11 protein-coding genes are annotated in these 10915 nt (G+C 72.9%); 4 read left to right on the top strand and 7 right to left on the bottom strand.

The window, feature by feature from the left end; genetic code table 11:
* Positions 1–180: 180 nt before the first annotated feature.
* Entirely contained in the window at positions 181–663 is a 483-nt protein-coding gene (gene coaD, locus AB0C15_RS31165) for a pantetheine-phosphate adenylyltransferase (RefSeq protein WP_357358060.1), read from the bottom strand.
* Positions 660–1223: a 16S rRNA (guanine(966)-N(2))-methyltransferase RsmD gene (rsmD, locus tag AB0C15_RS31160; protein WP_357358058.1), complete on the bottom strand. Its 564-nt coding sequence runs from the start codon at positions 1221–1223 to the stop codon at positions 660–662. Before rsmD ends, coaD begins: the two co-directional genes overlap by 4 nt.
* Before the next feature lie 395 nt (positions 1224–1618).
* Here rsmD and AB0C15_RS31155 point away from each other — a divergent pair, with 395 nt between their 5' ends.
* Positions 1619–2584, top strand: coding sequence for an LPXTG cell wall anchor domain-containing protein (locus tag AB0C15_RS31155; protein ID WP_357358056.1), 966 nt, complete (start codon positions 1619–1621; stop codon positions 2582–2584).
* A gap of 81 nt (positions 2585–2665) precedes the next feature.
* Here the strand turns inward: AB0C15_RS31155 and recG are convergent, their stop codons facing one another.
* Together recG and AB0C15_RS31145 are read right to left on the bottom strand one after the other, a co-directional pair.
* Entirely contained in the window at positions 2666–4864 is a 2199-nt protein-coding gene (gene recG, locus AB0C15_RS31150) for an ATP-dependent DNA helicase RecG (protein WP_357358053.1), read from the bottom strand.
* The gene (locus AB0C15_RS31145) at positions 4861–6474 is read right to left on the bottom strand and encodes a DAK2 domain-containing protein (RefSeq protein ID WP_357358051.1); all 1614 of its coding nucleotides are present in this window, start codon (positions 6472–6474) and stop codon (positions 4861–4863) included. The genes recG and AB0C15_RS31145 overlap by 4 nt, the downstream gene beginning before the upstream one ends.
* A gap of 287 nt (positions 6475–6761) precedes the next feature.
* Here AB0C15_RS31145 and rpmB point away from each other — a divergent pair, with 287 nt between their 5' ends.
* Positions 6762–6953 (top strand): 50S ribosomal protein L28, encoded by a 192-nt coding sequence (rpmB, locus tag AB0C15_RS31140; protein WP_007456456.1) that lies wholly within the window; start codon positions 6762–6764, stop codon positions 6951–6953.
* A gap of 111 nt (positions 6954–7064) precedes the next feature.
* Here the strand turns inward: rpmB and AB0C15_RS31135 are convergent, their stop codons facing one another.
* Together AB0C15_RS31135 and AB0C15_RS31130 are read right to left on the bottom strand one after the other, a co-directional pair.
* Positions 7065–7526: a GNAT family N-acetyltransferase gene (locus tag AB0C15_RS31135; protein ID WP_357358049.1), complete on the bottom strand. Its 462-nt coding sequence runs from the start codon at positions 7524–7526 to the stop codon at positions 7065–7067.
* Positions 7527–7555: 29 nt separating this feature from the next.
* Positions 7556–8545 carry a thiamine-phosphate kinase gene (locus AB0C15_RS31130; RefSeq protein ID WP_357358047.1) on the bottom strand — a complete coding sequence of 330 codons (990 nt, stop codon included), beginning with the start codon at positions 8543–8545 and terminating at the stop codon, positions 7556–7558.
* Positions 8546–8641: 96 nt separating this feature from the next.
* On the opposite strand from AB0C15_RS31130, the gene AB0C15_RS31125 reads away from it, so the two are divergent.
* The gene (locus AB0C15_RS31125; protein WP_030335303.1) at positions 8642–8875 is read left to right on the top strand and encodes an Lrp/AsnC ligand binding domain-containing protein; all 234 of its coding nucleotides are present in this window, start codon (positions 8642–8644) and stop codon (positions 8873–8875) included.
* The gene (locus AB0C15_RS31120; protein ID WP_357358045.1) at positions 8876–9565 is read left to right on the top strand and encodes a DUF3515 family protein; all 690 of its coding nucleotides are present in this window, start codon (positions 8876–8878) and stop codon (positions 9563–9565) included.
* 52 nt (positions 9566–9617) lie between these two features.
* On the opposite strand, the gene AB0C15_RS31115 is transcribed toward AB0C15_RS31120, so the two are convergent.
* Complete coding sequence (locus AB0C15_RS31115; RefSeq protein ID WP_357358043.1) at positions 9618–10718, bottom strand: D-alanine--D-alanine ligase family protein; 1101 nt, start codon at positions 10716–10718, stop codon at positions 9618–9620.
* Positions 10719–10915 lie beyond the last annotated feature (197 nt).

Here is a 10915-nt window from a genome sequence, read left to right as displayed (position 1 = left end):
GCCGGATCGGCAACGAGTCACCCAAATGATCATTGACGCCGAACCCTATCGGCAACCGACCGAACCGATCACCACAGACATAGAAGCGTCTTGCACTTTCGGTGGTGCCAAACCATCCCAAAAGGGGGCAATGCGGGAACCGTAAGCGCAAGATCGCGCGTGAAGGGAGGCGGTGCGGGGTCAGGGCTGGGGGTGCAGGCGGGCCTGGAGGGCTTCGCGGACCGGGTCGGGGACGTGGGCCGAGATGTCGCCGCCCCACTTGGCCACGTCCTTGACCAGACTCGACGAGAGGAAGGAGTAGAGCGGGTTGGTCGGCATGAAGAGCGTCTCGACACCCGCCAGACCGATGTTCATCTGGGCCATCTGCAACTCGTAGTCGAAGTCGCTGACCGCCCGCAGACCCTTGATCAGCACACTTGCCTGCTGGGCCCGACAGAAGTCGACGAGCAGCCCGCGGAACGACTCGACCCGGACGTTGCCGTACGACGAGGTCACCTCGCGGAGCATGTCGATGCGCTCCTCGACGGTGAACAGGCCTTTCTTCGACTGGTTCACCAGCACACCGACGATCACCTCGTCGAAGAGCCGACTGGCCCGCCCGATGATGTCGAGGTGTCCGTTGGTGACCGGATCGAACGAACCGGGGCACACCGCACGTCTCATGATCGGCGACCGTACCAAAGGGTGGTCTCGCCGTAACGGCGACTGCGCTCGGCGGTGATCCCCTGCACCCAGTCGAACTCCCTGGTGCGGCGGGACCGCTCCACCACCACGAGGGCGTCCGGCGCCAGCCAGCCGCCGTCGACGAGCGCGGCCAACAGCGCGGTGATCTCCTCCTCCGGCACCGCGTACGGCGGGTCGGCGAAGACCACGTCGTACGGCTCACCGTCCGGACCGGCGGCCAGCACCGTCGCCACCCTGCCGGTGACCAGACGGGCCGCCGGACCGGCGCGCAGCGCCGCCACGTTCTCCCGGATCACCCGGGCCGCCCGCGGGTCGGACTCGACGAGCAACACGTGCCCGGCCCCCCGGGAGAGCGCCTCCAGGCCGACCGCGCCGGAGCCGGCGTACAGGTCGGCGAAGCGGGCACCGTCGAGATCGACAGCGGCCTGGACGGCGCTGAACAGCGCCTCCCGCACCCGGTCCGAGGTGGGTCGGGTGCCGGCGCCGGGTGGGGCGGCGATCCGCCGGCCGCCGAGCGTCCCGGCCACGATCCGGGTCACCGTCTCCTCCTGCTCATGCCCGCGACGCTACGCGATGCGACGTGGACCCGTCCGGACGGCGGGGATCCGGGAAGTCGACCAGCCGCCGCCGAGGCGGACGCCTGAGCAGCCCCGACGTCCGGGCATCCACCGTGGAGGGCCGACCGGCAGACCGTCCCCAGTGACCGGACCACCACCTTGGGTGCATCAAAGATCACGAATCGACTACATTGCCGGATGGCAATGATCTGAACTCCCCTCATTAACCACCCATCAGTACAGTCTCCCCCTGTCCCCGCTTTCGCCGCGGGAACGCCACCGCGTCGCGCGACGCCCCGGTGAGCAGGTGACTCCCCGGTCACGATGCCTCCCGGCCTCCCGCCACGCGATCCGTACCCCCCTCACCAGGAGCAGGCGTGAACCCTCCCAAGTCTCCGTTCCGGCGCGTCGCGGCCATCGCCGCGGGTGCGCTGATCGGCCTCGCCGGCATCGGCACCTTCGCGGCCCCCGCGAGTGCCCACCACCCCGAGCCCTCCGGCACGTACTGCCTGACCGCCGACGGCCAGGTCAAGGTGACCTGGACGGTCGGCAACAGCGAGAACATCGACGCGACGATCACCAAGCTCGAGTCGACCGTCCCGGGCGACTTCACCGGCGGCCTGGAGAAGGACGCCAAGCTCCCGGCGAAGGGCACCGGGCTCCTCACCGGCACCCAGGCGCACCGCTTCGACCAGAAGCGGCCGACGATCGAGCTGACCGTCGAGGCGCGGTGGGTGCGCTCCGACCGGATCGTGGAGGAGGAGCGGACGATCGCCGCCACTCCGGCCGGCGTCTGCGCGGCAGAGCCCACGCCCTCGCCGAGCGTCTCCACCCCGCCCTCCAGCCCGCCGGCGTCCCCCACGCCGACCCCGAGCAGCGCCTCTCCGTCGCCGAGCCAGCCGGCTGAGAGCCCGAGCCCGACCCCGACGGCCACCCCGGCCCCGGCGGAGCCGGTGGGCTCGATCGAGTCGACCTGCGACAAGCTCACCTTCACGATCGAGAACCCGGCCGACGGTGAGACCGTCACCCTCACCCTGACCCCGAACAAGGGCGACGCGAAGACGCTCGTCGTCAAGCCGGGCGAGACCGGTTCCGTCTCCTTCGACGCGTTCAAGGGTCTCGTCGTCACGCCGGCCGCCGAGGGCCTCGACGACACCACGCCGATCGCCTGGGAGCAGCCGGCCGACTGCGCCCCGGGTCAGGGCGGCGGCAAGGACGAGCCCGCTCTGCCGCTGACCGGTGCCGCCACCGGTGGCATCATCGCCGGCGCCGTGGCGCTGCTCGCCGCCGGTGCCGCCCTGTTCGTGGTGGCCCGTCGTCGTCGGGTTCGCTTCACCGCCTGAGACAACCCGCTCTGACACCTGAGGGCGCGTCGACCACCCGGTCGACGCGCCCTCAGCCATTTTCGGAGCCGGCGGGGGTGGTCAGCCCTTCTCCAGATACTCCGCCCGGTCCTCGTCCACGAGTGCGGCCACCGAGGCGGCGAGCGCGGGGCTGCGGGCCAACTCCGGGTCGGCCTCGATCAGGGTGATCGCTTCGGCGCGGGCGTCACGGATCAGGTCGGCGTCGCGTCGCAGCGACAGCAACCGCAGGTGCGAGCGGTGCCCGGACTGGGTGGCACCAAGCACATCGCCCTCGCGGCGCTGCTCCAGATCCAGTTCGGCGAGCTTGAAACCGTCGCTCGTGGACGCCACCGCGTCCAGCCGCTCGCGCGCCGACGAGCCCTCGGCCGCCTCGCTGACAAGCAGGCAGAGCCCGGCTGCGGCACCCCGCCCGACCCGGCCCCGTAGCTGGTGCAGCTGGGAGACCCCGAACCGGTCGGCGTCCAGCACGATCATCACGGTCGCGTTCGGCACGTCCACACCGACCTCGATCACTGTGGTCGCCACCAGCACGTCCAGGTCGCCGGCCGCGAAGGACCGCATCACCGCGTCCTTCTCGTCGGCCGGCAGACGACCGTGCAGCACCCCGATCCGCAGGCCGTGCAACGGACCCTCGGCCAGCAGCGGGGCCACCTCGGTCACCGCCAGCGGGGGACGCCGACCGTTGTCGTCCTCGGGTGGCGGTTCCTCGTCGCTCGTCGGCCCGTCACCGATCCGCGGGCAGACCACGTACGCCTGGTGGCCGGCGGCCACCTCCTCGCGCAGCCGACGCCAGGCCCGGTCCAGGTACGCCGGTTTCTCGGCGGCCGGCACCACGTGCGAGGCGATCGGCGACCGCCCCCGGGGCAACTGGGAGAGCGTGGAGACCTCCAGGTCGCCGTAGACGGTCATCGCCACCGTGCGCGGGATCGGGGTGGCGGTCATCACCAGCACGTGCGGCGGCTGGTCGGCCTTGGCCCGCAGGGCGTCGCGCTGCTCCACGCCGAAGCGGTGCTGCTCGTCGACGACCACCAGGCCGAGGTCGGCGAAGTCGACCCCCTCGTAGAGCAGGGCGTGGGTGCCGAGCACGATGCCGGCGGCGCCGCTCGCCACCTCGCCGAGCGCCCGGCGGCGGGCCGCCGCTCCCAGCGAGCCGGTGACCAGCTCGACCCGGGTGGCGTGCTCGGCTGAGCCCAGCTCACCGGCCTGCCCGAGCGGCCCGAGCAGGTCGAGCATGCCCCGGCGGTGCTGGGCGGCCAGCACCTCGGTGGGCGCCAGCAGCGCGGCCTGACCGCCCGCGTCGACCACCTGGAGCATGGCTCGCAGCGCCACCACCGTCTTGCCCGAGCCCACCTCACCCTGCAACAGTCGGTGCATGGGGTGCGGGGTGGCCAGGTCCGCGGCGATCTCCACACCCACGTCACGCTGGCCGGCCGTCAGCTCGTACGGAAGTCGGGCGTCGAAGGCCTCCAGCAGCCCGCCCGGGCGCGGCGGGCGGGGCCGGGCCGGCCAGTCGGCAGCCCGGTGCTTGCGCTGCACCAGGGTCACCTGAACGGCGAAGGCCTCGTCCCACTTGAGGCGCCGCCGCGCCTGGTGCAGCGCCTCCTTGCTGGACGGCCGGTGGATCTCGGTCAGCGCGGCGCCCAGCCCGACAAGCTTGCGGCTGGCCCGTACGCCGCCCGGCAGGGGGTCGTCCGGCGGGGTGAAGGTGTCCAGCACGACGCGTACGCAGCGCGCGATCACCCAGGTCGGCACGGCAGCGGCAGCCGGGTAGACGGGGATCAGCGCGCCGGCGAACTCCTCGATGTCGTCGCTGAGCGCCGCCTCGCCGTCGCCACCCTCGCCGAGCAGGACGTACTCCGGGCCGTTGAGCTGCCGTTTGCTCCGGAACTCGGTGACCTTCCCGGCGAACAGACCCCACCGGCCCGGGCGCAGCTCGCGCTCGCGCCACGCCTGGTTGCCGAAGAAGGTCAACGTCAGCACCCCGCCGGAGCCGTCGCCGACGGTCACCTCCAGCAGGTTGCCGCGCCGCTGACGCATCGGGCGCACCGTGGTGCGCTGCACCTGGGCCATGACGGTGACCTGCTCACCGACGTCCAGTGCGCGGATGTCGGTGTGCTCCCCACGCTCGTCGTAGCGACGCGGGAAGTGGTAGACCAGGTCACCGGCCGTGTGCAGGTCGAGGTGCGAGGCCAGCGCCTTGGCTGTCTTGTCCCCGACCAGCTTCTTCAGCGGAGTGTCCACGGTGGCTGGTTCGCTCATTCGATCCCTACCAGGAGCGGATAAAACGGCTGGCCGCCCGGGTACGCGTGCACCTCGACGAACGGCCAGCGTCGCGCGACGTGCGCGCGGACGGCATCGGTGAGCCCGGCCGGGGCGTCCACCCCGGCCAGCAGGGTGACCATCTCGCCGCCACCGCCGAGCATCCGGTCGACCACTGCCGCGCAGGTGTCGGTGAGGTCGGTGCCGATCAGGTGCACCTCCCCCTCCACCAGCGCCAGCACGTCACCGGGACGGCACGGGCCGGCCACCGTCAGCGCCTCCCGGCTGGCATGGCATACCTCGGCGTAACGGCAGGCGCCGGCGGCCTCGGCCATCGCGATGACGTCGTCCTCGAAACGGCGGTCACCGTCGCGGACCGCGAGCGCCGCCAGGGCCTGCACCGGCGAGCGGGTCGGCACCACGCTCACCTTGATGCCGTACCGGTGGGCCTCCCGGGCAGCCGCGCTCGCCACCGCCTCGGTGTTGGCGTCGTTGGGCAGCACCACCACCCGGGCCGCGCCGGTGCTGCGGACGGCGTCGAGCAACTCACCTGTGGACGGGTTGCCCGGCACCACGGTCGCGCCCTCCGCGGCGAACAGGTCGGCGATGCCGCCACCGGTGGCCACCACCACCGCGGCCCGACCCGCCGCAACCGGCTCGGGGGGCGGCTCCGGCTGGTCGGCGAAGCGGGTCACCGAGATCTGGTACGGCCGGCCGGCGGCGACACCGGCCTCGACCGCCGCGCCCACGTCGTTGACGTGCACGTGCACGTTCCAGGTGCCGCTCGGCTCACGCCCGTCGCCGACGACGACGAGCGAATCGCCCAGGGCGTCGAGTGCCCGCCGCAACCCGGCGACCGCCTCGGCCGGGGCGTCGAGGAGGAACTGCACCTCGTACGCGTACTCGTCGGAGCCTGTCTCGCGCGCGACGGTGGCCGCCGGGCGGGCGGAGCGCGACGTCGGCGCGGGCCGGGCCGGGCGATCCCCGGTCAGCACCTCGACCAGGGCGTCGAGCAGCACGCAGAGCCCTCGGCCACCCGCGTCGACCACGCCCGCGCGGGCCAGCGCCGGCAGTTGCTCCGGGGTCCGGCTGAGCGCATCGGCCGCCGCCCGGGCGGCAACGCCGGCGACCGTCGACAGGTCGTCGCTGTCCGCGCCCTCGGCCGCGGCGGCGGCTGCCGCGACCACGGTGAGCAGCGTGCCCTCGACCGGCCGGGAGACCGCGGTGTACGCGGCGGCGGTGCCGGAGCGCAGCGCGGCGGCCAACCCCCGACCGCGCACCGCCGGCACCCCGGCTGCCTGGTCGGCGAAACCCCGCAGGATCTGCGAGAGGATCACCCCGGAGTTGCCCCGCGCGCCGAGAAGCGCGCCCTGGGCCATCAGCCGCAGCGCGTGCCCGTGCGCGGTCGGCCCGCTGTCGGGGAGAGTGGCCAGATCCATGGCGAGGGCCTGCTGCGCGGAGGTGAGGGTGAGCACCAGGTTGGTGCCGGTGTCGCCGTCGGGCACCGGGTAGACGTTGAGGTCGTCGATCTCGCCCTGGTGGCGCTTCAGTGCGGCCAACCCGTTCGCGCACCAGCGGCGGACCGCGGCGGCGTCGAGGGTGTCCAGCACGGGCAGAAGCCTACTGGCGCGCACCGACACCCGTCGGACTCGTCCGGCGTGTCCCCCGCGCTGCGGCCCGGCGCTGGCCGGGGCGGGGACGAGCGCCTCCGGTACCCTTGCCGCCGGGCCGGCCCACCGTCGTGCGGGCGGGCCCACGACCAGGCACGAGCCGGGGCACAGGCGAGCGCCGGACCGGGCCGGTTGGCCGGGTCGGCACGTCATCGGGTAACCTGACCAGGTTGCCCGGGCAGCACCTGCCGGCGACCTCATGAACGTATCAATCCCAGGAGTATCCCGTGGCTAGCGTGTGCGACGTCTGTGGCAAGGGACCGGGCTTCGGCCACAACGTGTCCCACTCGCACCGGCGGACCAACCGCCGCTGGAACCCGAACATCCAGTCGGTGCGTACCCCGGCCGGTGGCGGCAACACCAAGAAGTTGCAGGTCTGCACCTCGTGCATCAAGGCCGGCAAGGTCACCCGCGCCTGACGCGGTAGCACCCACTTCGTTCGGCTCAGCCGGCGGACCCTCGGGTCCGCCGGCTATGTCGTGTTCCGGGCAGCCGCCGCGCACCTGCCGTGCCGGGTGCGGCGCGGCAGGTCAGAGGGTGCGGCCGAAGGAGACGCAGCCCTCCGCGTCCTTGTAGAAGCCGAAGTTCGGGATCCGCTCGTACCCGGCGGACGTGTACATGGCGATCGCCTCCGGCTGCCTGTCGCCGCACTCCAGGACCACCCGTTTGCGGCCCTGCTCGCGGGCCGAGCGCTCGACGGCCGCCAGCACCCTGCGGGCCACCCCCCGCCCCCGCGCCGCCGGTGCCGTGTACATCCGCTTCAGCTCAGCGGTGTCCGCGCCGTGGCTGCGCCAGCCACCGCAGCCGACCGGCTCGCCGGCCAGGTAGGCGACGAGGAAAGCGCCGTCCGGCGGCTCGAACTCGGCCGCGTCGACCGGGGTGTCGTCGCCGGAGCCGCCGTAGCGGGCCCCGAGGTCGGCAAGTGCGGCGTGGATCAGCTGCTGCGCCACCGGCGCGTCGAAGCGCACCGCCCGGATCTCGATCTCACTCACGGTGTCCAGAATACGGCGGTGCGCGGGGCTCACCGGAAGTGGTCCCAGCCCATCGGGCCGTCGTGGGTGACGCCGTCGACGGTCACGCCGGCACCGTCCGTGACCAGGCCGATCTGCCGCCAGCTCGGCGGCAGCGCCACCGCCGGCGGGAAGGTCGCGGCCAGCGCGTGGTCGTCGCCACCGGCCAGGATCCAGGTGTACGGGTCGACGCCGAGCGCCTGCGCCGCGTCGGCCATCTGTCGGGGCACCTCGAACCCGTCCCGGCGGACGTCGATCGCCACCCCGCTGGCCACGGAGACGTGGCCGAGGTCGGCGAGGAGCCCGTCCGACACGTCGATCATGGAGGTGGCGCCGAGCTGGGCTGCCTGCGGGCCGGCCTGGTAGGGCACCTGCGGCCGCCGGTACGCCTCGACCAGCACCCGGGGGGTCCGGAAACCCCGGGTCAGGACGGTCAGCCCGGCCGCCGCGTACCCGGTGCGCCCGGCCAGGGCGAGCACGTCGCCGGGGCGGGCCCCCGAGCGCAGCACGGGCGGGCGGCCCGCCAGGTCGCCAAGCGCGGTGACCGCGACGGTCAGCGTGGGGCTTGCGGACATGTCGCCGCCGACGACGCTCGCGCCGACCGTCGCCGCCTCCGCGGAGAGCCCGTCGGCCAGCTCCTCCGCCCAGCCGACGTCGAGGTCCGCAGGCATGCAGAGAGCGACGAGCAGGGCGGTCGGCGTGGCCCCCATCGCGGCGATGTCCGCCAGATTGGCCGCTGCCGCCCGGTGACCGACGTCGCGGGCCGAGGACCAGTCCCGCCGGAAGTGCCGCCCGTCGACCAGGACGTCGGTGGAGGCTGCCACCCGACCGTCCGGAGCGGCCACCACCGCCGCATCGTCGCCCGGGCCGAGCAGGGTCGTCGGCCCGTACGACAGCCGGGCGGTGATCCTCCCGATCAGCCCGAACTCCCCGATCCCGGACACACCGCCGCCACCGCCGGCGTCCCGCCCGTGCTGCCCGGCTCCGACGTGCTCGCTCACTGCTGCTCCTTGACCACCGATAGGGATCGGACCTGCTCCGTAAGGTAGTTTCACCCTTCGGGCCGCTCCCGAGCGGCGACGGACGGAGGTCGAGTCGTGGTACAGGCGTACATCCTCATCCAGACGGAGGTCGGCCGCGCACGTGACGTGGCGGGTCTCATCGCGGACATCTCCGGCGTGGTACGCGTGGACGCCGTCACCGGGCCGTACGACGTGGTCGTCCTCACCGAGGCGAACACCGTCGACGAACTCGGCAAACTCATCGTCAGCAAGGTGCAGATGGTGCCCGGCATCACCCGCACCCTCACGTGTTCGGTGGTGCGGCTGTAAGTGGATGAGATGACTACCTCCTCCTCTGCCCTGGACGACGCGGCGCGCGACGCGGCCGACGGGACGCCCGAGCCGGCTGACGGTAACCGTGAGTCGACCGATCCCTCCGCCGCCGCGCCGGCCGGACGTGACCGGACCATGCGCGGCGCGGCCCTGCTGGCCACGGTGATCGCGCTGCCGATCACGCTGCTGGTGGCGGTGCTGGCCTTCGGCAAACTCAGCCCGGACGGGCCCACCGCCGCGCCGACGCCCTCCGCGACCACCGCCCGGGCGCAGTCCACCACCCCGGTGCAGATGGCCGCACCGGCGCTGGCCGCCCGCCCGGCCACCGTCTGCCGGGCGCTGCTCTCCCAACTCCCGGCGAGCATCCGCGACCTGGCCCAGCGACCGGTCACCGCCGGCCCGGAGCAGAACGCCGCCTACGGCGACCCCGCGCTCACCGTGGCCTGCGGCGGCGCCGAGCCCGCCTTCCCCAGCACCGACGAGGTCTGGACGGTCAACCGGGTCTGCTGGCACCTGGCCGAGCAGGCCGACGCGGCGGTCCTCTCCACGGTCGACCGGGAGACGCTGATCACCGTGCGCGTGCCGCGCTCGTACGAGCAGCCGTTGCAGTGGTTGCCGGCGATCTCCAGCACGATCGTGGCGAGCGTGCCCTCCGGCGGCGCCATCCCGTCCGGCTGCACGCGCTGAACCCCGAACCTGCCCCGCCCGCCGGCTGACCGCGCGGGCGGGGGCGGACGGGTCAGTGCAGGCCGACGCCGCGCCGCTGGGCGGTACGGATCAGCCGGTTGACGAGCTTCGGGTACTCCAGGCCGGAGGCCGCCCACATCCGCGGGAACATCGACGTCGGAGTGAAGCCGGGCATGGTGTTGATCTCGTTGAGGTAGACGTCCAGCTCGGGGGTGACGAAGAAGTCGGCCCGGGCCAGCCCGGCGCAGTCGAGCGCGGTGAACGCGCGGACCGCGTACTCCTGGACCTGGCGGGTCACCTTCTCCGGCAGGTTGGCCGGAATGTCGTACTCGCAGGAGTCGTCGAGGTACTTGGCCTCGAAGTCGTAGAAGTCGTGGTCGGCGACGACCCGCACCTCGGCCAGCACGGACGCCTCGGGCGCGCCACCGGCCTCGCCCTCGAGCACACCGCACTCGACCTCACGGCCGACGATCGCCGCCTCGATGATGACCTTCGGGTCGAACTGCCGGGCGACGGCGACCGCCGCGTCCAACTGCGCCCAGTCGGTGACCTTGGTGATGCCGAACGACGACCCGGCCCGGGACGGCTTGACGAAGACCGGCAGGCCGAGCCGCTCCTTGTCCTGCTCGCCGAGCGTCATCCCGTTGCGCAGCACGGCGTACGTGCCGACCGGGATGCCCTCGACGGCGCAGAGTTTCTTGGTGAACTCCTTGTCCATCGCGGCCGCCGAGGCAAACACGTTCGCACCGACGTAGGGGATGCCGGCCATCTCCAGCATTCCCTGGATGGTGCCGTCCTCGCCGTAGGTGCCGTGCAGCACCGGGAAGACCACGTCCACATCGGCGAGCGCCCGTGGGCCCTCGGTCGGGTCGAGCACCATCAGTCCGTTGCCGGTGGGGTCGGCGCGCAGCACGATGTCGTCGCCGGAGTCGGCGGTGATCTCCGGCAGCTGACGGGCGTTGATCGCGAGCTGGGCGGGGTCTCCGTCGGTCAGCACCCACTGGCCGGCCCGGGTGATGCCCACCGGCACCACCTCGAACTCGTCCGGGTCGAGGGCACCGAACACGCTGCCGGCGCTGACGCAGGAGATGCCGTGCTCCGGGCTGCGGCCGCCGAAGACGATCGCCACGCGGGTCTTGCCTGGGGTGGTCACTCCGGTCACCTCTTCGTACGCGACTGCGGCTGGTCGTGCTCGCCGGTGGCGCTCACCCGGTTGACCTTACTGTGCGTGGCCGCAGGGCGAGGCGATACCCGGCGAGCCACGGTGCGACACGGCAATCGGTCATCAGAGGATATACGGTGCGTGATCGGGCGGTAGCGGCGGCTTCGGCCGCCAACCTGCGCCGGCGC

The sequence above is a fragment of the Micromonospora sp. NPDC048835 genome, from assembly GCF_040649995.1.
Taxonomy (GTDB): domain Bacteria; phylum Actinomycetota; class Actinomycetes; order Mycobacteriales; family Micromonosporaceae; genus Micromonospora.
The sequence above is the reverse complement of the archived record's forward strand: the minus strand, read 5'-3'. Positions and strand labels throughout refer to the sequence as shown.